Origin of the sequence: Nitratireductor indicus C115, assembly GCF_000300515.1 — a bacterium.
GTDB lineage: Bacteria > Pseudomonadota > Alphaproteobacteria > Rhizobiales > Rhizobiaceae > Nitratireductor > Nitratireductor indicus.
In genome coordinates, this window is the sequence record NZ_AMSI01000001.1 from 12,038 (window position 1) to 33,492 (window position 21,455).

19 protein-coding genes and 1 tRNA gene are annotated in these 21,455 nt (G+C 61.8%); 10 read left to right on the forward strand and 10 right to left on the reverse strand.

Translation table 11 applies throughout. The features are described 5' to 3' along the window. Positions 1–53: 53 nt before the first annotated feature. The 6 genes from NA8A_RS00090 to NA8A_RS00115 all read right to left on the reverse strand — a co-directional run bounded on the left by NA8A_RS00090 (position 54) and on the right by NA8A_RS00115 (position 5,496). Positions 54–138 (reverse strand) — tRNA-Leu (locus NA8A_RS00090). Positions 139–287: 149 nt separating this feature from the next. Next, positions 288–908, reverse strand: coding sequence for a 2,3-bisphosphoglycerate-dependent phosphoglycerate mutase (locus NA8A_RS00095; RefSeq protein ID WP_009449168.1), 621 nt, complete (start codon positions 906–908; stop codon positions 288–290). Positions 909–942: 34 nt separating this feature from the next. Beyond that, positions 943–1,758, reverse strand: a complete 816-nt coding sequence (gene dapB / locus NA8A_RS00100) for a 4-hydroxy-tetrahydrodipicolinate reductase (protein WP_040671448.1) — start codon at positions 1,756–1,758, stop codon at positions 943–945. Between the two features lie 14 nt (positions 1,759–1,772). Continuing rightward, positions 1,773–3,647: an ABC transporter ATP-binding protein gene (locus NA8A_RS00105; protein WP_009449170.1), complete on the reverse strand. Its 1,875-nt coding sequence runs from the start codon at positions 3,645–3,647 to the stop codon at positions 1,773–1,775. 95 nt (positions 3,648–3,742) lie between these two features. Further along, a complete protein-coding gene (locus tag NA8A_RS00110; protein WP_009449171.1) occupies positions 3,743–4,510 on the reverse strand; it encodes a sulfite exporter TauE/SafE family protein in 768 nt (255 codons plus the stop codon). An 11-nt stretch (positions 4,511–4,521) separates the two neighbouring features. Further along, complete coding sequence (locus tag NA8A_RS00115; protein WP_009449172.1) at positions 4,522–5,496, reverse strand: complex I NDUFA9 subunit family protein; 975 nt, start codon at positions 5,494–5,496, stop codon at positions 4,522–4,524. Positions 5,497–5,728: 232 nt separating this feature from the next. Here NA8A_RS00115 and gyrB point away from each other — a divergent pair, with 232 nt between their 5' ends. Continuing rightward, positions 5,729–8,176, forward strand: a complete 2,448-nt coding sequence (gyrB, locus tag NA8A_RS00120) for a DNA topoisomerase (ATP-hydrolyzing) subunit B (protein ID WP_009449173.1) — start codon at positions 5,729–5,731, stop codon at positions 8,174–8,176. Positions 8,177–8,272: 96 nt separating this feature from the next. On the opposite strand, the gene NA8A_RS00125 is transcribed toward gyrB, so the two are convergent. Next, positions 8,273–8,761, reverse strand: a complete 489-nt coding sequence (locus NA8A_RS00125) for a cytochrome b (protein ID WP_240532710.1) — start codon at positions 8,759–8,761, stop codon at positions 8,273–8,275. Positions 8,762–8,939: 178 nt separating this feature from the next. Between NA8A_RS00125 and NA8A_RS00130 the strand changes: the two genes are divergently transcribed. Next, a complete protein-coding gene (locus tag NA8A_RS00130) occupies positions 8,940–9,566 on the forward strand; it encodes a CGNR zinc finger domain-containing protein (RefSeq protein ID WP_009449175.1) in 627 nt (208 codons plus the stop codon). Positions 9,567–9,623: 57 nt separating this feature from the next. Beyond that, positions 9,624–10,130: a hypothetical protein gene (locus tag NA8A_RS00135; protein WP_009449176.1), complete on the forward strand. Its 507-nt coding sequence runs from the start codon at positions 9,624–9,626 to the stop codon at positions 10,128–10,130. A gap of 160 nt (positions 10,131–10,290) precedes the next feature. On the opposite strand, the gene lepA is transcribed toward NA8A_RS00135, so the two are convergent. Next, positions 10,291–12,099, reverse strand: a complete 1,809-nt coding sequence (lepA, locus tag NA8A_RS00140) for a translation elongation factor 4 (RefSeq protein ID WP_009449177.1) — start codon at positions 12,097–12,099, stop codon at positions 10,291–10,293. A gap of 129 nt (positions 12,100–12,228) precedes the next feature. On the opposite strand from lepA, the gene NA8A_RS00145 reads away from it, so the two are divergent. From NA8A_RS00145 to NA8A_RS00155, 3 genes are all read left to right on the forward strand, one after another. Then, positions 12,229–12,720 (forward strand): MarR family winged helix-turn-helix transcriptional regulator, encoded by a 492-nt coding sequence (locus tag NA8A_RS00145; RefSeq protein WP_009449179.1) that lies wholly within the window; start codon positions 12,229–12,231, stop codon positions 12,718–12,720. Beyond that, positions 12,717–13,826 carry an HlyD family secretion protein gene (locus NA8A_RS00150; RefSeq protein ID WP_009449180.1) on the forward strand — a complete coding sequence of 370 codons (1,110 nt, stop codon included), beginning with the start codon at positions 12,717–12,719 and terminating at the stop codon, positions 13,824–13,826. Before NA8A_RS00145 ends, NA8A_RS00150 begins: the two co-directional genes overlap by 4 nt. 109 nt (positions 13,827–13,935) lie before the next feature. Next, a complete protein-coding gene (locus tag NA8A_RS00155; RefSeq protein ID WP_009449181.1) occupies positions 13,936–15,471 on the forward strand; it encodes a DHA2 family efflux MFS transporter permease subunit in 1,536 nt (511 codons plus the stop codon). Positions 15,472–15,490: 19 nt separating this feature from the next. Here the strand turns inward: NA8A_RS00155 and NA8A_RS00160 are convergent, their stop codons facing one another. Further along, positions 15,491–16,708: a cation:proton antiporter domain-containing protein gene (locus NA8A_RS00160; RefSeq protein WP_009449182.1), complete on the reverse strand. Its 1,218-nt coding sequence runs from the start codon at positions 16,706–16,708 to the stop codon at positions 15,491–15,493. After that, positions 16,708–17,547: a C40 family peptidase gene (locus NA8A_RS00165; protein WP_009449183.1), complete on the reverse strand. Its 840-nt coding sequence runs from the start codon at positions 17,545–17,547 to the stop codon at positions 16,708–16,710. Before NA8A_RS00165 ends, NA8A_RS00160 begins: the two co-directional genes overlap by 1 nt. 136 nt (positions 17,548–17,683) lie before the next feature. On the opposite strand from NA8A_RS00165, the gene NA8A_RS00170 reads away from it, so the two are divergent. Genes NA8A_RS00170 through NA8A_RS00185 form a run of 4 tightly spaced genes read left to right on the forward strand, consistent with a single transcriptional unit; the run spans position 17,684 to position 21,430 of the window. Continuing rightward, entirely contained in the window at positions 17,684–18,385 is a 702-nt protein-coding gene (locus NA8A_RS00170) for a CerR family C-terminal domain-containing protein (RefSeq protein WP_009449184.1), read from the forward strand. Next, positions 18,382–19,347, forward strand: a complete 966-nt coding sequence (locus NA8A_RS00175) for an HlyD family secretion protein (protein ID WP_009449185.1) — start codon at positions 18,382–18,384, stop codon at positions 19,345–19,347. Before NA8A_RS00170 ends, NA8A_RS00175 begins: the two co-directional genes overlap by 4 nt. Before the next feature lie 35 nt (positions 19,348–19,382). Beyond that, entirely contained in the window at positions 19,383–20,300 is a 918-nt protein-coding gene (locus tag NA8A_RS00180) for an ABC transporter ATP-binding protein (protein WP_009449186.1), read from the forward strand. Beyond that, a complete protein-coding gene (locus NA8A_RS00185; protein ID WP_009449187.1) occupies positions 20,297–21,430 on the forward strand; it encodes an ABC transporter permease in 1,134 nt (377 codons plus the stop codon). Before NA8A_RS00180 ends, NA8A_RS00185 begins: the two co-directional genes overlap by 4 nt. The last annotated feature ends 25 nt before the right edge of the window (positions 21,431–21,455 follow it).

The following is a 21,455-nucleotide window of genomic DNA, read 5'->3' on the forward strand; positions in this document are numbered from 1 at the left end:
GTCTGGAAACACAAAGCGCGGATGAATTGGCAGGTGGTCACGCGCTGGAAAGATGGTGCCCAGGAGAGGACTCGAACCTCCACGCCTCGCGGCACACGGACCTGAACCGTGCGCGTCTACCAATTCCGCCACCTGGGCAGGTGTGCGCTGCCGATGTAAGGGCCAAGCCCTGATATGTCAACGCGAATTCTCGATCCTGCGGTGGAATTTTAAAGCCGCCGGCGTGCGGCTCCGAAGATCGGCGTGCGAAGCCGGCTGGCCCGCTTCGCACGCCGTATTCGCATGTCTCAGTCTTCCAGGATTTCCTTGGAAGCCACGGTGGAATCCGCGTTCAGCCTGTAGATGATGGGCACGCCCGTGCCGATCTCCATCTTGACGATCTCATCGCCGCTCAGCCCGTCGAGCGCCATGACGAGCGAGCGCAACGAATTGCCGTGCGCCGCCACAAGAACCGTCTCGCCACGCAGCACATGCGGCAGAATGTCGTGCAGGAAATAGGGCCACACGCGTGCACCCGTATCCTTCAGGCTCTCGCCTCCGGGCGGCGGCGTGTCATAGGAACGGCGCCATATGTGAACCTGTTCCTCGCCCCATTTCTCGCGCGCATCATCCTTGTTCAAACCAGAAAGGTCGCCATAGTCGCGTTCGTTGAGCGCCTGGTCGCGGATCGTCTTCAGCCCGTCCTGGCCGAGTTCATGGAGAATGTGATCGCAAGTCACCTGCGCCCGAGAAAGCGCGGAGGTGAAGGCGATGTCGGGCTTGAAGCCGAGCGCTTTCAGCTTGCGGCCGGCTTCCTTTGCCTCCTCATGACCCTTTTCGGTCAGGCCCGGGTCGCGCCAGCCCGTGAACAGGTTCTTGAGGTTCCATTCGCTCTGTCCGTGGCGGACGAGGATCAGGGTTCCGGACATGGATGCTTCCCTTGCAGTTTCGAAAAATGGACAATCACGGATTGAGCCCGAGCACGTCGAGCATGGAATAAAGGCCGGGCTTGCGCCCATGTGCCCACAGCGCCGCCTTCACAGCGCCCCGGGCGAAGATCGACCGGTCGTCGGCATGATGCGAAAGGGTTATCCGCTCGCCTGGGCCGGCCAGGATCACCGAATGCTCTCCCACCACGGAGCCGCCGCGCAGGGTGGCAAAGCCGATGCTCGAGGCTTCGCGCGGGCCGGTAATGCCGTCGCGTACGCGCACGCTGTGCTCTGCAAGCGAGATGGCGCGTCCCTCGGCTGCCGCCTGGCCCAGCAGATAGGCCGTGCCCGAAGGCGCATCCACCTTGTGGCGGTGGTGCATTTCCAACACCTCGATATCGAAGTCGTTGGCATCGAGCGCTCTGGCCGCCTGCTTCACCAGCACCGCGAGAAGGTTCACACCAAGGCTCATATTGCCCGACTTGACGATGGTCGCATGGTGAGCCGCGGCCTTGATCTTTTCGTCATGCTCGGCCTCGCAACCCGTGGTGCCGATCACATGGACGATACGTGCCTGGGCGGCATATCCCGCAAATTCGACGCTTGCCGAAGGGCTCGTGAAATCCAGAACGCCATCGGCCTTGGCGAAGGCCGCCAGGGGATCGTCGGTAACAGGAACATCGATGACGCCGACGCCCGCGATTTCACCGGCGTCCTTTCCCACGAAGGGAGACCCCTTGCGCTCCACTGCGGCAGCGACGCGAACGCCCTCCATCCCCTGAATGGTCCGGATGAGTGTTTGCCCCATGCGGCCCGCGGCGCCGACGATCACCAGCCCCATTTCGCTCATTGCCCATCACCCATTCACTTGGTCTCCTGTGCCGCAGGCTCGACCGGCGCCCCAGTGCTGGCTTCGGTGTTTGCCCCGATGCTGGCTCCGATGCCGGCCGTAGTGTTGGCAAGCAGATCCTCGCCCTTTTCGCTCTGCATCTTGTGGAAGCGTGCATAAATGCCGTGGGGTTTGCGCACAAGGGAGGCATGCGTGCCTTCCTCCACCAGGTGACCCTCTTCCAGGACGATGATGCGGTCGGCGTTGACCACGGTCGAAAGGCGATGCGCGATCACCAGCGTTGTGCGCGTCTTCATGATCTGTTCGAGCGCTTCCTGCACGCGCGCCTCTGATTCATTGTCTAGCGCCGAAGTCGCTTCGTCGAGCAGGAGGATGGGCGCGTCGCGCACGATGGCGCGGGCAATGGAAAGACGCTGGCGCTGCCCGCCGGAAAGTGTTGCTCCGTTCTCGCCCACCAGCGTGTTGTAGCCTTCGGCCTGCTGGCGGATGAACTCGTCGGCATGGGCAAGCCGCGCTGCCTCTTCCACTTCCTGGTCGGTCGCATCGGGTCTGCCGTAGCGGATGTTGTCGCGGATCGTGCCCTCGAACAGGTAGGGTTGCTGCGAGACATAGGCGATGGCGCCGCGCAGGGAACTCTTGGTGACGTGCGAGATGTCCTGTTCATCGATCCTGATGCTGCCGTCATCGATATCGTAGAACCGCTGCAACAGCGCAAACAGCGTCGACTTGCCGGCGCCTGAAGGTCCCACGATAGCGGTCGTCTGGCCGGCCTGCGCCGTAAAGCTCACGCCGTGAAGCACCGACAGGTTTTCGCCATAGGAGAAGGCGACCTTGTCGAAGATAACATCGCCCTTCGTGACCTTGAGCGGCACGGAACCGTCGGCGTCGCGCTGCTTTGGTTCGATGTCGAGGATTTCGTAGATCATGCGTGCGTTCACGAGCGCGCGCTCCAGATTGACCTGAACGCGGGCGAGCTTGCGCACGGGATCGTAGGCGAGCAACAAGGCCGTGATGAAGGCGAACACCGTGCCAGGCGGCTGCGAAGCGACGGAAGCGCGCCAGGCCGCGTAGCCGATAACGCCGGCAATGGCGAGACCGGCCAGAAGCTCGGTGATCGGCCCAAGCCGCTCCGAGACGCGGGCGATCTTGTTGGAACGCTCTTCCGCATAGGAGATGAGGCCGGTCATCTTCTGCGAAAGCTGTTCTTCCATCGTGAAGGCCTTGATGATCGCGATGCCCTGCACGGATTCCTGCATGGCGCCGAGCAGCCGGGAATTGACCTCCACCGCCTCGCGCGTGACGCGACGCAGACGCCGCATCAGATAGTTGACCGAAATGATGAGTGGCGGACCGATGACGAGCGCGATGGCCGAGAGCAGCGGATCCTGCATCACCATCACCGCGACGAGGCCGATCAGCGTCACGAGATCGCGCGCGATGGAAGCGACTGTCATGTTGAGAAGATCGCGGATACCGCCGACATTCTGGCTGATCTGCGCGGAAAGCTGGCCGGAGCGCGTGGCCGTGAAGAAGCCGATGTCGAGCCGCATCAGATGATCGAAGACGCGCTGCTGGTAGCGCGCAACGATGTTGTTTCCGATCTTGGCCAGCATGACCGATTGGCCGTAGGTGGCAAAGCCGCGAATGGCGAATGCGGCGACGATGGCTCCGCAGATCCATGCGACCAGATGCCATTGCTGGCGGTAGAAGACCTCGTCGATGATGTCGCGCATGATCCAGGCGCTGAACGCCGTGGTCGCGGCGATGGCGAGCATGCAGACGATCGCGATGGCATAATGGCCGAGATACTCGCGGCCGTTCTCCGCGAAGATCCGGCGAATGACGGGGATCACCGCGCCTGAATCCGTCTTGGCTTTTCCGATCTTCAAATCATCCGTTCCTGTTCCGTCAGGCACCCACCCTGAAAGACAGGCTATGCCTGTTCATGGCTTCTCATGCAACGGCGAATTGCCATCGGCCCGATTCACAGAAGTCCCATCAGTCCGCGTCGCGCCAGGTCCAGCGCAAGCAGTGTAAGTCCGATCTTGAACCAGCGGCGGAAGGTCTCTTCCGGCATTTTTTCCAGGAGCTTGCTGCCGTAGATCGTGCCCATATAACCGGAGGCGATCATTACGGCGATGAGCGGCAGCCAGCGCCAGAAGGCAAAGCCGGCCACTGCGAAAACGATTACTTTCAGCGCATGCTGGATGGTCATGCCGGCGGCATGGGTGGCGATCAGCGCCTTGCGATCGTCGGGAATGATCTGCGCGAAGAAGGCTGAAAGCAGCGGCCCAGTGGCCCCCACGAACATGCTGGCCAGCGCCAATACGGCGCTGCCGATTGCCAGTCCCGCATGGCCGAGCCTTGCGGCTCCCGGTATCTTTGCCCAGGTCACGACGATGACGAATATGCCGAGCACCAGCTTCAACAGCGCGTCGGGCAACTGCACCACGAAAAACGCGCCCGCGGTCGCCCCCACGAGGCTGCCGATGATGAAGGGCGTGGCAATCGAAAAGCGGATATGCGCACGCTGATGCCAGGCCCGGCCCGTATTGGAGCCGAGTTGCACGGCCCCATGCACGGGAATGAGCGCGGCCACGGGAATGAAGAGACCGAGCAGGGCGAGCATGGCAAGCCCGCCGCCGACGCCGAAAACCGCCGTCAGCGCAGAGGTGAAGAAGCTTGCAACGATGAGCAGAAGCGCCGGCAACGCCCCGAGCGCTTCCGGCAGAAGCGTTTCCCAGCCGCCCAAGGAAGCGGACCCTACTGGACTTGCTTGCGGGTGAACTGGCCGGCCGGGCGGAAACGCCAGAGATACATCGGCAGGATCGCAGCCAGTGAATGGCCGGCGATGCCGAGACCCTGAAGCGTGCGCTTCTCCCGTGCGGCTTCTTCCGAAACCACATTGTCCTTTTCGAGCAGTTTCACCTGGTCGAGCGTCAGAAGGGGGTTCGGCAGCAGGCCAAGTATACGCCCCTGCAGCCGGGCGATTGCCCAGGGCACCGAAACCAGCCAGCGCTTGCGGCAGGTAACGTCCAGCATCTGCTCCATGCACTGGCGGAAGGTCAGGACCTCGGGGCCGCCGAGTTCATAGATTTTGCCGCCTTCGAGATCGCCGTCGACCGAGCGGGCGAAGACTTCGGCGACATCGCCGACATAGACGGGCTGGAACTTCGTCTCGCCCCCGCCGATCAGGGGAATGAAGGGCGAAAAACGTGCCATATTGGCAAAACGGTTGAAGAACTTGTCTTCCGGGCCGAACACGATGGAGGGGCGGACGATCACCGCATCCTTGATCGTTTCGAGAACGGCCTGCTCGCCCAGCGCCTTGGTGCGGGCATAGTCGGAAGGCGAATTGGGATCGGCGCCGATGGCCGAACCATGGGTCAGTCTGGCACCGGCCGCACGGGCGGCCTCGGCAACCGCGCGGGCGCCGAAATTCTGCAGGACGTTGAAGGACTGGCGCCCGGATTCATGCAGGATGCCAACAAGGTTGATGACGTGGTCGGAGCCCGCCACCGCGCGGTCGATCGAGGCGCGATTGCGCAGATTGGCCTGTACGGCATAAACCTGTCCGACATTGCCGAGCGGCAGAAGATGGATGGCGAGGTTGGGATTGCGGCACGCCACGCGCACCCGGTATCCACGCTTGGTGAGGGCCTGCACCAGATGGCGCCCGATGAAGCCAGTGCCGCCGAAAATGGTGATGAGCTTTGGTTTCTGGCTGATGGTGGCCATATGCCCCGGTCTCCGCCTCGGTCTTGGATTGTGTAGAGGCTACATAATCGGTTTCTTGCCAAAGGCAAAGGGCCGCGGCCGACAGATTTCATCCCCAGGCGCGAATCGGCCCGAAACTTGGAAAAGGGGGCTGAAACCCCTATATCTTTAACCACGCGCGCCGCATGATTCGCGGCGGTTTTTCCTGCTGTCCCGAAACCCGTTTCGGGCGCCTCCTGAACGAAAGACACCGATGAGCGACACGCCCGAAACCCTTCCTGGCGAACCGGCCGAATACGGCGCGGAATCGATCAAGGTTCTGAAGGGGCTGGATGCCGTCCGCAAGCGGCCCGGCATGTATATCGGCGACACGGACGATGGTTCCGGCCTGCACCACATGGTCTATGAGGTGGTCGACAACGCTATCGACGAGGCGCTTGCCGGTCACGCCACGTTGGTCACGGTGACGCTCAATCCCGACGGCTCCTGCACGGTGACCGACAATGGTCGCGGCATCCCGACGGATTTGCATTCGGGCGAAGGCGTCTCGGCCGCCGAGGTCATTATGACGCAGCTTCATGCCGGCGGTAAGTTCGACCAGAACTCCTACAAGGTGTCTGGCGGTCTCCATGGCGTGGGCGTCTCGGTCGTCAACGCTTTGTCGGTCTGGCTCAGGCTGAAGATTCGCCGCAAGGGCCGCATTCATGAGATGAGCTTCACCCATGGCGTGGCCGATGCGCCATTGGCCGAGACGGGCGATGCCGGAGATGAGACGGGCACGGAGGTCACCTTCCTGCCGTCGTCCGAGACCTTCACCATGGTCACGTTCGACTACAACACGCTTGAGCATCGCCTGCGCGAGCTCGCCTTCCTGAATTCCGGCGTGCGCATCCTTTTGACCGACAGGCGCCATGCGGATGAGAAGGTGCAGGAATTCCTGTTCGACGGCGGCATCGTCGAGTTCGTGAAATATCTCGACCGTTCCAAGAAGCCGTTGATCGACACGCCGATTTCCATTCGCGGCGAGCGCGACGGCATCACGGTGGAGCTTGCGATGTGGTGGAACGATTCCTACCACGAGAACGTGCTCTGCTTCACCAACAACATTCCGCAGCGCGATGGCGGCACCCATATGGCTGGCTTCCGCGGCGCTCTCACCCGCCAGGTCACCGGCTATGCCGACACGTCGGGCCTCACCAAGAAGGAAAAGGTCTCGCTCACTGGCGACGACTGCCGCGAAGGCTTGACTGCCGTCCTGTCGGTGAAGGTGCCCGATCCGAAATTCTCGTCCCAGACAAAGGACAAGTTGGTTTCCTCAGAGGTGCGCCCGGTGGTGGAAAGCCTCGTCAACGAGGCGCTCGGCAGCTGGCTCGAGGAGCATCCCGGCGAAGCCCGCACGCTCGTTGGCAAGGTGGTGGAGGCTGCCGCCGCCCGCGAGGCTGCGCGCAAGGCCCGCGAACTGACGCGCCGCAAGGGCGTTCTCGACATCAGCTCCCTGCCCGGCAAGCTCGCCGATTGCCAGGAGCGCGACCCGGCCAAGTCCGAACTCTTCATCGTCGAGGGTGACTCGGCTGGCGGATCGGCCAAGTCCGGCCGTTCGCGCAAGAACCAGGCGATCCTGCCGCTGCGCGGCAAAATCCTCAATGTGGAGCGCGCCCGCTTCGATCGCATGCTGTCTTCCGACATGATCGGAACGCTCATCACCGCGCTTGGCACGGGCATCGGCAAGGACGAGTTCAACGCCGACAAGCTGCGTTACCACAAGATCATCATCATGACGGACGCCGACGTCGACGGCGCTCACATCCGTACGCTGTTGCTCACCTTCTTCTTCCGGCAGATGCCGGAGCTGATCGAGCGCGGGCATCTCTACATCGCGCAGCCGCCCCTTTATAAGGTCACGCGCGGCAAGTCGGTGCAGTACATCAAGGACGAGGCTGCTTTCGAGCGGTTCCTGATCGATACCGGCTTGGAGGAAGCGACGCTGGAGATCGCCAATGGCGAGGTCCGCAGCGGCCATGACCTGAAGGCAGCCGTCGATGACGCGCTTGCGGTGCGCACCCTGATCAACGGTCTGCACACCCGCTATAGCCGTGGGGTTGTCGAGCAGGCGGCAATCGCCGGCGCGCTCAATGCGGCCGTGCTTGCCGATCCGGGGCGCGCTGCGACAGCCGCTGACGAGGTGGCCAAGCGTCTGGACATCATATCGGAGGAAACCGAGCGTGGCTGGCAAGGTCGTGTGAACCCCTCGAACGAGGGAACCGGCGGCTATCTTTTCGAGCGTACGGTGCGTGGCGTTCGCGAGGTCGTGGTGCTGGATTCGAGCCTCATCGGCTCGGCGGATGCGCGCGCGATCGACCGTTACACGGCACGGCTGCAGGAAGTCTATTCCAAGCCGCCGGTCCTGCGCCGCAAGGACAAATCGGAAGTGATCTCCGGTCCCATGGCATTGCTCGACGCGGTCTTCGCCACGGGCCGGCGCGGCCTCACCATGCAGCGTTACAAAGGTCTTGGCGAGATGAATGCCGAGCAGCTTTGGGAAACAACGCTGGACCCGAACGCTCGCTCGCTGCTTCAGGTGAAGGTGCCCGATGCGACCGACGCCGACTCCCTGTTCTCACGTCTCATGGGCGACGAAGTGGAGCCGCGCCGCGAGTTTATCCAGGATAACGCCCTATCGGTCGCCAACCTGGATATCTAGAGCATTTTGCAGTCGGATGGGGTCATCTGACGTCCGCATAGATGCGGAAGCAAGGGGATGGAGCAGGGCAGCGTTTCCACGAGATGATGGGCCGCTTTAGGGCTTCCTGTTGCCCGGTGTTGCTGCCGGGCGGTTTCCGAACCGTGGCTTCATACGTTCTGCAATGCCGTCGCGCCTGACGATATGGATCAGCGCGGCGACGATGTGCGCAAATGCAAGCGTCAGCGTGACATTCCAGAGAAAGGCGTGAACAGGCGCCGCCTTGCCCGTCAGATAGGATGTGGCAAGACCGGTCGCTGCCTGTGCGAGCAGCGAGGCATAAAGCCCCCACTGCACGAGAAAGGCCGCCTGTTTCTGCCATGCGGCCAACCCTGCTGGCGGCTTCACGGGCCGCATCAAGCGCAGGACGATCCGAAGCGCTACCAGAACCCCGATGACCATACCGCCGTAATTGTGCAGCGAATGCAGAAGCAGATCGGTCGAAGAAGGCGGGATCAGCGGATTGTGCGTCCGCGCTATCGAGTCCGAGGTCAGCCATTGCGCGATGATCAGCGCAACCACCATCCAGTGGAGCGCAATCTGCACGTTGCTATATCTGTTGTTGTGCAACGCGAAACCCTCGTTCTGGCTGGGCCGGAGCTTTTTGACGTCCGGCCTTGGCTGGCACTTGTCGAAATCTGCAACGGCGATCGTTAATGCCCGCTTTCCGATGCGATTGACCAACCGGCTAAATACATTTAGATGGTTTTCAGGGAGTCCCGCAATGAATGGCTCAGTTGATGGCGCATGGCCGGTTCCGTTCCGTTTCGGCGGAAGGCTTTGCCTCGACTTCGTGAACACGGTGAACAGTCGCTCGCGTCCCGCCACGCGCGACTATCTGCCCGATTGGGCAGCGCTGGCCGGCTGGTGCAGGCAGACCGCATTGTTCGAAGCCGACGTGATGGCACGCCTTGAGAAAACGGGTTTGCATGATGGCGAGGGAGCAACCGCTGCTCATCGCGAGGCTGTCGCGTTTCGCGAGGCGCTCTACGGCCTTTTCAAGGCGTTGATCGATAATGAGGCTGTGCCGGGAGTTTCTTTGAGCGCTCTCAACGAAAGCCTGCGCGCAGCCCGAGACAGGCAGGTGCTTGCCGATGCAGGGCGCAGGTTCGACTGGCGATGGGATGCATCGCGGCTCGACCTTGCCGCGCCGGTTCACGCCGTTGCGCTTTCGGCCGGTGCAATGCTCTCGCAAGACGATCTCGGACGCCTGAAGGAATGCCCGGGCCCTGACGGCTGTGGGTGGTTGTTTTTCGACGAGACCAGAAACGGGTCTCGCCGATGGTGCAGCATGGATCATTGCGGAGGCGCGGCCAAGGCCCGGCGGTATGCCGCTCGCCACGCCGGCTAGGGCATTTTGCAGTCAGGCAGCACAACCGACTGCGCCGCTTCAGGACGGAGGATTGCAATGCAAATACTCTCTCTTAAATCCATCGTCGCCGGAGGGCTGGCGTTGTGCGTGGTTTTGTTCGCCATCGGCTGGTACACGCGCGACAACCCGGCCAACGCCCCCTATCTGAAGATTCTGGGCGGCGGCTTCATGTTCAACTATCGTGAGGGTGAGGTGTTCTACGGCTTCACCGCTCTCGTGGTCCGGCCCCTGGCAAGCGGGTCGATTATCGAGGCAAGCTTTGAAAATCCCGCTGGCGGAGCGCCGCTGGTCGTTGCCGAGCGGGTCAGCACCATGACGAACCGCTATGCCTTGCGAACCCCACCGCTTCGGGGCGTCGAAGCCAAGAAGCCATATCATGTCGCGATCAAGGTCTATGACCGGGAAAAGAAGGCACTCCTCTGGGCGGAGGAGCACAGCTATTCGAGCCAGATCAGCGATACTGTCGTTCCCGAAAAGCCGCTGACCATAGGCCCCGGCTATCATTTGAACCCGGATAACCCCGAGAACCGACGACCGGGTTGATCCTGCCCATCCCGATGGGGGATGGCGACAGGTCACGTAGAGGGTGAGGCGGAAGCGCTTAGAGTATTTTGCAGTCAGGTGGAATCACCTTACGTCTGCATACATGCGGAAAAACAAAGAGATAGATCGGTTCAGAGTTTCCGTGAAACGGTGAACCGATCTAGTCGCTCATCTTCAGCGCCTGGATGAAGGCTTCCTGTGGAATCTCCACCTTGCCGAACTGGCGCATGCGCTTCTTGCCCTCTTTCTGCTTCTCCAGCAGCTTGCGCTTGCGGGTCACGTCGCCGCCATAGCACTTCGCAGTCACGTCCTTGCGCAGGGCGGAGAGCGTTTCGCGCGCGATCACCTTGCCGCCGATGGCGGCCTGGATCGGAATCTTGAACATGTGCCGGGGGATGAGTTCCTTGAGCTTCTCGCACATGGCGCGACCGCGCTTTTCCGCCGCCTGCCGGTGCACCAGCATGGAAAGCGCGTCCACCGGCTCTTCATTGACGAGTACCTGCATTTTCACCAGATCGCCTTCGCGATAGCCGGTGAGCTGGTAATCGAAGCTGGCATAGCCCTTGGAAATGGATTTGAGCCGGTCGTAGAAGTCGAACACCACCTCGTTGAGCGGCAGCTCGTAAGTCACGAGCGCGCGCTTGCCGACATAGGAAAGGTCGGTCTGGATGCCGCGCCGGTCCTGGCAGAGTTTCAGGATGGAACCGAGATATTCATCCGGCGTCATGATCGTCGCCTTGATCCACGGTTCCTCGATGGAGGCGATGCGCACCACGTCGGGCATGTCTGCCGGATTGTGCAGTTCCAGCATCTCGCCCGAAGTCAGGTTCATGCGATAGACCACGGAGGGCGCGGTGGCGATCAGGTCGAGGTTGAACTCGCGCTCCAGCCGTTCCTGGATGATTTCGAGATGCAGAAGCCCGAGGAAGCCGCAGCGGAAGCCGAAACCCAGCGCCGCCGAAGTCTCCATCTCGAACGAGAAGCTGGCATCGTTGAGGCGCAGCTTGCCCATGGCGGTGCGCAGATCCTCGAAATCGGCGGCATCGATCGGGAACAGGCCGCAAAAGACCACCGGCTGCGCCGGCTTGAAGCCGGGAAGCGCTTTCGCCGTGGGCCGGCGATCCTCGGTGATCGTATCGCCAACGCGGGTATCGGCCACTTCCTTGATCGAAGCGGTGATAAAGCCGATCTCACCGGGGCCGAGATCCTCGACCATCAGCATTTTCGGCGTGATGACGCCGACCCGGTCGACCGGGTATTTCGCTCCGGTGCCCATCATGCGGATGGTCTGCCCCTTCTTCAGGCGCCCGTCGATGATGCGCACAAGCACGATGACGCCGAGATAGGCGTCGTACCAGCTATCGACCAGCAGCGCCTTCAATGGTGCGTCCGGGTCGCCTTCCTTGGGGGCCGGCAGGCGATGCACAATGGCTTCCAGGACGTCGTCGATGCCGACGCCTGTCTTGGCCGAGATGGGGATCGCGTCGGAAGCATCGAGACCGATCACTTCCTCGATCTGCTCCTTCACGCGCTCCGTGTCGGCGGCCGGCAGGTCCACCTTGTTGAGCACGGTCACGATTTCGTGATTGTTGTCGATTGCCTGATAGACATTGGCCAGCGTCTGCGCCTCCACGCCCTGTGAGGCATCCACCACCAGCAGCGAGCCCTCGCAGGCCGAGAGCGAGCGCGAGACTTCATAGGCGAAGTCCACATGGCCGGGTGTGTCGATCAGATTGAGCACATAATGCTCGCCATTGCGGGCATCGTATTCAAGGCGCACGGTCTGTGCCTTGATCGTAATGCCTCGCTCGCGCTCGATGTCCATGGAATCGAGCACCTGCTCCTTCATCTCGCGGTCTTCCAGCGAGCCGGTCATCTGGATCAGCCGGTCGGCGAGCGTCGACTTGCCATGGTCGATATGCGCGACAATGGAAAAATTGCGGATATGGGAAAGCGGCGTTTTCGTCATGTCGCAGGCTCTAGCAGGCGGCCATGCCTTCTACAAGCAGATAGCGCGGTAGCAGCGGCGTTCGGAGCGCGGAAAGCACACGGCATAATAGCTATTTGCGCTATTGATTAGTAAGCATGCTTATAATATATGACGCTCATGAAAAACGCGAATGTCGAGAAACTCGGCTTTCTGATCCATGACACGGCGCGCCTGATGCGCAAGCGTTTCCAGGAAAAGAGCAGCGAGTACGGTCTTTCAGCCGCCCAATGGCGGCTTTTGTTTCGCCTCTTCAAGGAAGAGGGCGTGCCGCAGGCGCGTCTGGCGGAGCTTCTGGAAATCGAGCCCATCAGCGTGTCGCGCCTGATTGACCGCATGGCCGAAGGCGGATGGGTGGAGCGCCGGCAGGGCACGACCGATCGCCGGGTGCGCATGGTCTATGCAACCGCGAAGGCGCGCTCGCTTTTCGGCGATGTGAAGCAGGTTGCCACGGTCGTCTATGACGAGGCGCTGGCAGGAATGAGCGAACACGAGCAGCTGGAGCTTGTCCGGTTGCTGAAACAGATGGCTGACAATCTGGGCGCGCCGGTTGGCGAATGCCCCGTCAGCGGCAGGTCGGGACAAGAGGGTTGGACGAAATGAACGCCAAGGCCGAAATTTCCGGTGAAGCAAAGCCGGTCGAACTTGCTGAAAAGGCTCCGGCGAAGAGGCGCAGGGGTCTGCGTCTCGGGTTGATGCTGGCCCTGCCGCTCGCGCTCGTCGTGGGCGGCGGTTACGTGTGGATCACGGGCGGTCGCTTTCAGGAGACCGAAAACGCCTATCTTCAGCAGGCCAAGGTTACGATAGCGTCCGAGGCTTCAGGCCGTGTGATCGAATCCGACGTCGAGAACAATGTGCATGTGAAGCGCGGTGACGTGCTCTTCCGCATCGACCCCGAGCCTTACCGCATTGCTCTGGCGCAGGCCGATGCCTCGCTGGCGGCGGCACGTCTGACCGTTGAGCAGCTGCGCACCAGTTACAGCCAGGCGGTCGCGCAGCAGCGTTCGGCCGAAAGCGAGGTATCCTATCTGGATACCCAGCTTTCCCGGCAGAAAGACCTTTCCACCAAGGGCATAAGTTCCAAATCGGCTCTCGACGAGGCCGAGCGTGATTTGCGCCGCGCCCGCGAAAGCCAGATTGCCGCCGAGCAGGCGGCCGCTGGAGCGCTTGCCGCGCTGGGCGGCGACGCCAAGATCGAGACGGACAAGCATCCGAGTGTGCTTGCAGCGCTCGCCGCGCGTGACAAGGCTGCCTACACGCTCAATCAGGCGACTGTGCGCGCGCCGGCCGATGGCATCATCTCGCAGGCTGCCTCCTTCAAGACCGGTCAGTTCGTCACCGCCGGCAGTTCGCTGTTCTCACTGGTCGAGACCGGCGAGACCTGGGTCGAGGCGAATTTCAAGGAGACGCAGCTCACCAATATGCGCCCCGGCCAGACGGCTGAGATCATCTTTGATACCTATCCGGATCGTCCGGTCGAGGCGACGGTTGAAAGCATCGGTGCGGGCACCGGCGCGGAATTCTCCCTGCTTCCTGCGCAGAATGCCACGGGCAACTGGGTCAAGGTCACGCAGCGCATTCCCGTGCGTTTGAAGCTCGATGGGCGTGAGGCGGATCTCCTGCGCACCGGCATGAGCGCGACGGTCACCGTCGACACCAAGGTCGCACGCGGGTTGAATTTTCTCGGCACGGCAAAGGCCGCCGAATAGAGCATTGCGCGCACAGACAAGGAAATGGTGCAGGGCGCAGCATTTCCTTGAAACGGTGAATTGCTCCGGGCCGGGCTTTCGAAGCAGGAAACAGAACGGGTAAAGAACCATGTCGGCAGCCGCCGCGTCCTCGCACGAGGCCGTTCCTCATCGTGGGCTGATCACACTTTCGATCATGCTTGCCACCATCATGCAGGTGCTCGACACGACGATCGCCAATGTCGCGCTGCCCGCCATGACGGGAGATCTCGGCGCTTCGCCTGACACGATCAACTGGGTTCTCACCTCCTACATCGTTGCTGCGGCCATCATGACCCCGATGACGGGGTGGCTGTCGGACCGTTTCGGCAGGCGCGAGTTCTTTCTGGCAAGCGTCGTCGGCTTTACGGTTTTCTCCATGCTCTGTGGCCTGTCCTGGAGCCTGGAATCCATGGTGATGTTTCGCCTGTTCCAGGGCATTTTCGGCGCGGCCATCGTGCCGCTTTCCCAGACGTTCCTGCTCGACATCAATCCCAAGGAAAACCATGGTTCGGCCATGGCCATGTGGGGCGCCGGCATCATGGTCGGGCCGATCATCGGCCCGACGCTGGGCGGCTGGCTCACGGAAACGATGAACTGGCGCTGGGTGTTCTTCATCAACCTTCCGGTCGGCATTCTTTCCTTCCTGGGGTGTGCGGCCTACCTGCCCAACATTGCAAGACGCTTGCGCGGCTTCGATTTCTTCGGCTTCGCCATGCTTTCGCTCGGCGTTGGCGCGCTCCAGCTCATGCTCGATCGCGGTGCTGAGGTCGATTGGTTCTCGGCAGCCGAAATCTGGATCGAGCTGGGCCTGTGCCTGATCGGCTTCTGGGTGTTCACCATCCACCTGATGACCGGCAAGGACACCTTTATCGACGCGCATATTTTCCGCGACCGCAACTTCGTCACCGGCCTGGTGTTCATCTTCATCGTCGGCATCATCCTGCTTGCAAGCCTGGCGCTGCTGCCGCCCATGTTGTCGCGGCTGTTCGGCCATTCGACCATTCTCACCGGCCTGGTGATGGCCCCGCGCGGTGTCGGCTCTCTGGTGTCCATGATCCTTGTCGGCCGTCTGGTCCGCTTCATCGATGCGCGCGTGCTGGTCGTCGTCGGGCTATCGCTCACGGCATGGTCGCTGCACATCATGACCGGCTTCACGCCTCAGATGGACGATCACCTGATCATCCTGTCGGGCGTCGTTCAGGGGCTGGGTCTTGGGCTGGTCTTCGTTCCATTGTCGACGGTCGCGTTCGCGACCCTTGATCCGAAATATCGAACCGATGGCACCAGCCTGTTCAGCCTCACGCGCAACATCGGTTCGAGCATCGGCATTTCGGTGGTCACGGTGCTGCTCACCCGCAACACCCAGATCAACCATGCCGAGCTCTCGACGCATATCAATCCGTTCAATCCCGCGCTGCAGGCCATTCCAGGTGCCGCACAGGGCAATCCGACCGGGCTTTCCATTGCCGAGCAGCTGGTCAATCAGCAGGCGTTGATGATTTCCTACATCGATGATTTCAAGCTGATGATGATCGTCACGCTGGCCGCCATGCCGCTGGTGCTCCTTCTGCGCATGCCCAAGCGGGCGCCTGCGGGCGATGCCGTTGCGGCTGCGATGGAATGACGGCCCATCTATCTTACAGTCAGGTGGAACCGCTCTGGCGGGGGAAGAAGACCCGCTGCGCAAAGGGCGCGCTCGCGCCGTGCAGGATCACCGAAAGCAGGATCGCGAAGACGGCGATGTTCGTCACGTCGCCGGCGACATCGAAGCCGGACTGATCGACGACGAGGATCAGATAAAGCACTGAGGCAAGGCCGCGTGGACCGAACCAGCCGACGAAGAGGCGTGCCTTCATGCTGGTGTCGGTGCCCAGCATGGCGATGAAAACAGGAACCATCCGCACGAGCGTGAGGCTGAGGACGGCATAGAAAAGTGCAAGTCCGACCTCTCCGTCGAAGGCGCGCGGCAACATGACGGCTCCGAAGATCAGAAAGGTGAGATTGGTCAGGATCGAACCTTCCGTCATCGCGAAATTGCTTGCGTCCCGCACCGTCTCGGCGGGTAGCCGCCAGCCGAATGCAAGACCGGCGGTGAAGGCGGCAAGGAAGCCGTTGCCGCCCAGAAGCTCGGCCGCCAGATAAGCGAAACCCGCCAGAGCCACCATGATGGGCGTGCGCCCTGCCGGATAGGACACACGGTCTCGGAAGGCGCGCAATGCAGCAGCAGCCCCGGCATATCCAACGGCCAGTCCCGTGATCGGCCCGAACACGACCTGCCGCGCGAAGAAGGTGGCATGGCCTGCCATGCCTTCCCCGCTTCCTGTATCGGCAGCAAGGGCGAGCGCGATCAGAAGAAGCGGCAGGCAGAGCCCGTCATTGAGGCCGCTTTCCACGTCGAGCGCCTCCCGTTCGATCTCGGGCAGACCGTCATTGCCGAAGACGGGTTGCGCCAGTGCCGCATCCGTTGGGGTCAGCACGATGGCGAGCACCAGTGCGCCGAACAGGCCGAGAGCTGGAAAGAGCGCCAGCCCCGCCAATGTTCCCGCAAGGATGGTCAGGGGAATTCCGAGAAACAGAAGCCGGGCCGAAAGAACCGCGGTTGCCTGCCTGGCGATAACGCTGGGGATACGGATATTGGCCGCATCGCGAAACAGGATGATGGCGAGCGTCGAGGTGGCCAGAAATTTCACCACCGAGTTGTTGAGTGGTGAAATCAGGCCTGCGTCGATGCTGAGAAAGCCATAGCCGATGGCGGTGAAGAGCATGGGGCCTGAAAGGATGGAGGCTTCCAGCCGCCGGGCCACCAGCGAATAGACGACAAAAAAGAAGAAGAGCAGCGTCAAGGCGACGTGGAGCTCCATCAACCGGTCTCCTTCGGCGCTTCTGCGGTTGTTTCCCCGGGGCCGGTTTCCTGTGTTTGGTCGGGTTCATGGGCCCAGACGAGCCGCTTGTAGTCGAAGCCGTAGACGAGCGTCGGCTTCACGATCTCGAAATAGGGCGAGAGGTCGAAGTCGCGCGGTGTGTAAAGGGTGTGGTGACGAATATGCAGAATCTCGCGCCGAGAATAACTGGAATGTGCCGCGGTGCGGCCCGGCGCATCGGTGATTTCCGGCAGGATCGGATAGCGCACCTTCTGGAAGGCCTCGGCGATCAGCGAGGAGCAGATGGCGCGCGTCGGGTCGCCCGATCCCAGGGCGATCATGCGCCGCCGCCAGCGCACGGGCACCGGTGGCGTCGGCATGAAATAGCGCAGAAGATCGAATATATTGCGCATGTCGTAGCGCGACCCGATCTTGCTGATCATGAAATTGACGATGACCTCGCGGTCATCCGGGGTCAGGCCGCTCGCCCGGCAGATGCGGGTATTGTAGGTGCGGTATTTGGAGAGCGGCACGCCAATGCAGCCTTCGCCGAGATTGACCTCGATCAGCCGCGGGCGATCCGAACCGTCCTCCGGTTCCGGCAGAGCGTCTCCCACATAGAGCGCGGCATGGCTCCAGGTGGACTGGGTCAGATATTTGATCGCCGCCGAAATCCGCTGGTTACCCTCGATGAGCAGGATGTCGCCGGGATGCAGTGTCCGGTGCAGGATTTGCGGGTCGGATGGCGTGTAGGGCTGATAGCCGGAAGATTCGCTTTGTAGCCGCCGCGCCAGAAATCGGCCGAGCCGGTCGAGCATGGTGCTGGTCTGTTCGCTCATCGGCCTCACCGCATGCGTGTTTAGATAAAACACGGGGGAACTTAATGCATTTTACCGCCCGCCGGAAACCGCAGCGGAGAGCTTTTTGAAAAAGGCTGCCGTTGACTTTAGTCAATCGATTGATTAAACGGCAATTATGACGACGATCGAGAATCTTTTGAACCCTGGCAGGAAGAGGCTGACATCGGCAGAGCACACGCGGCTCGCGCTCGTTCTGGCTTCGCTCAAGCTGTTCGGCGAAAAAGGGTTCGAGGGCACGACCACACGCGAGATCGCGGCGGCGGCGAAAGCCAATATCGGCTCGATTTCCTATCATTTCGGCGGCAAGGACGGCCTGCGGGTCGCCTGTGCGGATCATATTATCGCGCTGATAAGCCAGATTGCCGGCCCGGTACTCGATCTCGATGGTGAAGCCATCGAGCCGGCCACGCCCCAGGAGGCGCGGGCAACGCTCATGCGCGTTGTCGAGACGATGACTGAATTTGTGGCTGCCCAGCCCGAAGCCGGTCTCATCGTGAATTTCCTGCTGCGGGAATTGACCAATCCGACGGTTGCTCTCGACCGCATCTATGAGGGGCTGTTCGAGCCCATGCACAAGCGGCTTTGCCGGGTGTGGGAGGCTGCAACCGGTGAACCGGCCGAAAGCGAAACCACACGGCTTACCGTTTTCACCATGATAGGGCAGGTGGTCTATTTCCGCATTGGCGCGGAAGCCGTCCGCCGGCGCATGGGATGGGCGGAGATAACCCGTCGCGAAGCCTCGATGCTCTCCTCTGTCGCAACCGATAATCTGCACGCCATTCTCGACCGGCATCTTTCCGGAAAGGAAAAGAAATGAGCTTCGTCTGCGCCATTCCCTTCATCGCCGGCTTTTTCAATGCCTGTGCTCCGGCAGCGCCGCTTGCGGTCGGATATGTGGAAGGCGACTATGTGTTGCTTGCCCCGACCGAGGTCGGCCAGCTTGCCGCCGTGGCGGTCAGTCGCGGTGCCCGCGTCGAGGCGGGGGAGACGGTGGCGCTGATGGATCCGACAGGGGCAGAGATCGCCGTTACCCAAGCCGAAGCCGCCCTTGCCGAGGCTGAAGCCCAACTTGCCGATCTCAAGGAATCCAAGCGGCCGGAGGAAATCGCGGTCCTGGAAGCGACGCTCGTATCCGCCGATGCCGAAAAGGTTGAGGCGGGCAGGGTTCTTGCCCGTACGCAGGATCTCTTCAAGCGCGGCATTGCCACCCAGGCCGAGCTCGATAAGGCGCAGACCTCGAAGGATCTCGCCGACGCCCGTGTCGGCCAGGCCAAGGCCAATCTCGCGGTGGCGCGCCTTCCCGCCCGCGCAGAGGCGATCAACGCCGCTGCCAAGCGGCGCGATCAGATGCAGGCCGCACTGGAACAGGCGCGCTGGCGTCTCTCCGAGCGTACGATCAAGGCCCCTGCGGCCGGTCGCATAGATGACATCATCCGCAATGGCGGCGACATTGCAGGCCCCTCCGCGCCCGTTGTTTCGCTCCTGCCCGACGGTGCGGTGAAACTGAAGGTCTATGTACCGGAGGAACAGTTTTCGAGCGTCGAGACCGGCATGCGCCTCAGCGTCAATTGTGACGGTTGCCGCGAAGGGCTGACGGCGCGCATTTCATATGTTTCTCCCGATCCCGAGTTCACGCCCCCGGTCATCTATTCGCTCGAGACCCGCCAGAAGCTCGTCTATCTCGTCGAGGCGCGTCCTGAGGACATGAATTCCGGCCTCCAGCCCGGTCAGATCGTCGATGTTCATATCGACCGCGAAGGGGCCGACAACGGCAGCTGAACCATCATCTCCGGCAGCCGCCGAAAGGAGCCGAAATGAACGCCATCGACGTCCACGGCCTCGTCAAGCGCTACGGCGACAAGACGGTCGTCAACGATGTCTCCATGACGGTGCGCAAGGGAGAGATCGTCGGCTTTCTCGGTCCCAACGGGTCAGGAAAGACAACCACCATCCGCATCATGTGCGGCCTTCTGACCCCGGACGAGGGGCATGGCACGGTGCTTGGCTACGATCTGCGTCGTGAAGGTCTGCTCATCAAGCGCGAGGTGGGGTACATGACCCAGCGCTTCTCTTTTTACGAAGACCTGACCATCGCCGAAAACCTGGCCTTCGTGGCGCGCCTCTACAAGCTCAGCCCGGTCAAGGACTATGTGGATCGCACGCTTGCCGATCTTGGCCTGTCCTCGCGGCGCAACCAGCTTGCCGGCACGCTTTCGGGAGGCTGGAAGCAGCGCCTCGCCCTTGCGGCCTGCATCATGCACAAGCCCAAGCTCCTGATGCTCGACGAGCCGACCGCCGGCGTCGATCCGAAGGCGCGCCGCGATTTCTGGGATGAGATTCATTATCTCGCGGGCGACGGCCTGACTGTGCTCGTTTCCACCCATTACATGGACGAAGCCGAGCGCTGCCATCGCATTTCCTACATTTCCTACGGAACCATGCTCGCCACGGGAACGGTCGACGAGGTGGTCCGGGATGCGGGCCTGACCACCTATCTCGTCGACGGGCCGAAGCTGGAGCGGCTCGCCAAGGAACTGCGCGACAGGCCGGGTGTCGAGCAGGTAGCGCCGTTCGGTGCGAGCCTGCACGTGGTTGGTTCCGACGAGGCGTTGCTTAAATCTTCCCTGGCCGATCTTTCCACCCGTGAGGGCGTTTCGGTTCGCCGTGGCGAAACGAGCCTGGAGGATGTGTTCATCCAGTTCATGGCCAAGTCGAAGGACAATATGCAATGAGCCGCATCCTCGATTTCGGCCGGCTTTCCGCGCTTCTGGTCAAGGAATTCATCCAGATGCGGCGCGACCGCATCACCTTCGGCATGATGCTCGGCGTGCCGCTGATGCAATTGGTTCTGTTCGGCTTCGCCATCAACAACGATCCCAAGGCCCTGCCGGCAGCGCTTCTCGCGCTCAGCCAGGACCATTACAGCCGGGCGGTCGTTTCGGCTCTCGAGAACACCGGTTATTACCGCTTCGATCACATCGTGCGCACGGCCGGCGAGGCGGAAGCGCTCATGGCGAGCGGCGAGGTGGTTTTCGTCGTCACCATTCCGTCTGATTTCGCGCGCCGCGTGGATCGCGGCCAGAACCCCGAAATCCTGATCGAGGCCGATGCGACCGATCCTTCGGTCGCTTCCGGCGCCATCTCCACGCTTGGCACCGTGGCCTCCCAGGCGCTTGTGCGCGAGAGGGGAACCTCTCCCGATGCGGCGGAACAAGCCGCCCAGCTCCAGGTCGTCGTGCATCGCCGCTACAATCCCGAAGGCATCTCCCAATACAACATCGTTCCGGGCCTTCTCGGGGTCATTCTCCAGATGACCATGGTCATGATGACCTCCATTGCGCTGACGCGTGAGCGCGAACGGGGCACGATGGAAAATCTTCTCGCCATGCCGGCTACGCCGCTTGAAATCATGCTTGGCAAGGTGCTGCCTTATCTGGTTGTCGGCGCGGTGCAGGTCGCGGTTATCCTAGGGGCGTCGAAGGCCCTGTTCGGCATCCCTTTCGTAGGCAGCGTCATCCTGCTCCTGTTTGCCGTGCTCATCTTCGTGTCGGCGCTCGTGCTCCTGGGCTACAGCTTCTCCACCTTCGCCCGCACGCAGATGCAGGCCCTCCAGCTCACCGTTTTCTTCTTTCTGCCGTCCATCCTTCTTTCCGGTTTCATGTTTCCTTTCCGCGGCATGCCGGACTGGGCCCAGTGGATCGGCGAAACCTTCCCGCTCACCCATTTCCTGCGGGTGATTCGTGCCGTCATGCTGAAGGGTGCGGCACTGCCGGAGGTCGCCTTCGAGATGGGCATCCTTGCTCTGTTTATCCTCATTTATGCGGGCATCGCGCTCCTGCGATTCCGTCGCACCCTCGATTGATCGATGCGACCTTGACGGAGGGGGA

What these genes read in the sequence shown, in the direction of transcription:
- NA8A_RS00095 (WP_009449168.1), bottom strand. Translation starts at nt 908, where the DNA reads ATGTCCGGAACCCTGATCCTCGTCCGCCACGGACAGAGCGAATGGAAC.
- dapB (WP_040671448.1), bottom strand. Translation starts at nt 1,758, where the DNA reads ATGAGCGAAATGGGGCTGGTGATCGTCGGCGCCGCGGGCCGCATGGGG.
- NA8A_RS00115 (WP_009449172.1), bottom strand. Translation starts at nt 5,496, where the DNA reads ATGGCCACCATCAGCCAGAAACCAAAGCTCATCACCATTTTCGGCGGC.
- gyrB (WP_009449173.1), top strand. Translation starts at nt 5,729, where the DNA reads ATGAGCGACACGCCCGAAACCCTTCCTGGCGAACCGGCCGAATACGGC.
- NA8A_RS00130 (WP_009449175.1), top strand. Translation starts at nt 8,940, where the DNA reads ATGAATGGCTCAGTTGATGGCGCATGGCCGGTTCCGTTCCGTTTCGGC.
- NA8A_RS00135 (WP_009449176.1), top strand. Translation starts at nt 9,624, where the DNA reads ATGCAAATACTCTCTCTTAAATCCATCGTCGCCGGAGGGCTGGCGTTG.
- lepA (WP_009449177.1), bottom strand. Translation starts at nt 12,099, where the DNA reads ATGACGAAAACGCCGCTTTCCCATATCCGCAATTTTTCCATTGTCGCG.
- NA8A_RS00145 (WP_009449179.1), top strand. Translation starts at nt 12,229, where the DNA reads ATGACGCTCATGAAAAACGCGAATGTCGAGAAACTCGGCTTTCTGATC.
- NA8A_RS00150 (WP_009449180.1), top strand. Translation starts at nt 12,717, where the DNA reads ATGAACGCCAAGGCCGAAATTTCCGGTGAAGCAAAGCCGGTCGAACTT.
- NA8A_RS00155 (WP_009449181.1), top strand. Translation starts at nt 13,936, where the DNA reads ATGTCGGCAGCCGCCGCGTCCTCGCACGAGGCCGTTCCTCATCGTGGG.
- NA8A_RS00160 (WP_009449182.1), bottom strand. Translation starts at nt 16,708, where the DNA reads ATGGAGCTCCACGTCGCCTTGACGCTGCTCTTCTTCTTTTTTGTCGTC.
- NA8A_RS00165 (WP_009449183.1), bottom strand. Translation starts at nt 17,547, where the DNA reads ATGAGCGAACAGACCAGCACCATGCTCGACCGGCTCGGCCGATTTCTG.
- NA8A_RS00170 (WP_009449184.1), top strand. Translation starts at nt 17,684, where the DNA reads ATGACGACGATCGAGAATCTTTTGAACCCTGGCAGGAAGAGGCTGACA.
- NA8A_RS00175 (WP_009449185.1), top strand. Translation starts at nt 18,382, where the DNA reads ATGAGCTTCGTCTGCGCCATTCCCTTCATCGCCGGCTTTTTCAATGCC.
- NA8A_RS00180 (WP_009449186.1), top strand. Translation starts at nt 19,383, where the DNA reads ATGAACGCCATCGACGTCCACGGCCTCGTCAAGCGCTACGGCGACAAG.
- NA8A_RS00185 (WP_009449187.1), top strand. Translation starts at nt 20,297, where the DNA reads ATGAGCCGCATCCTCGATTTCGGCCGGCTTTCCGCGCTTCTGGTCAAG.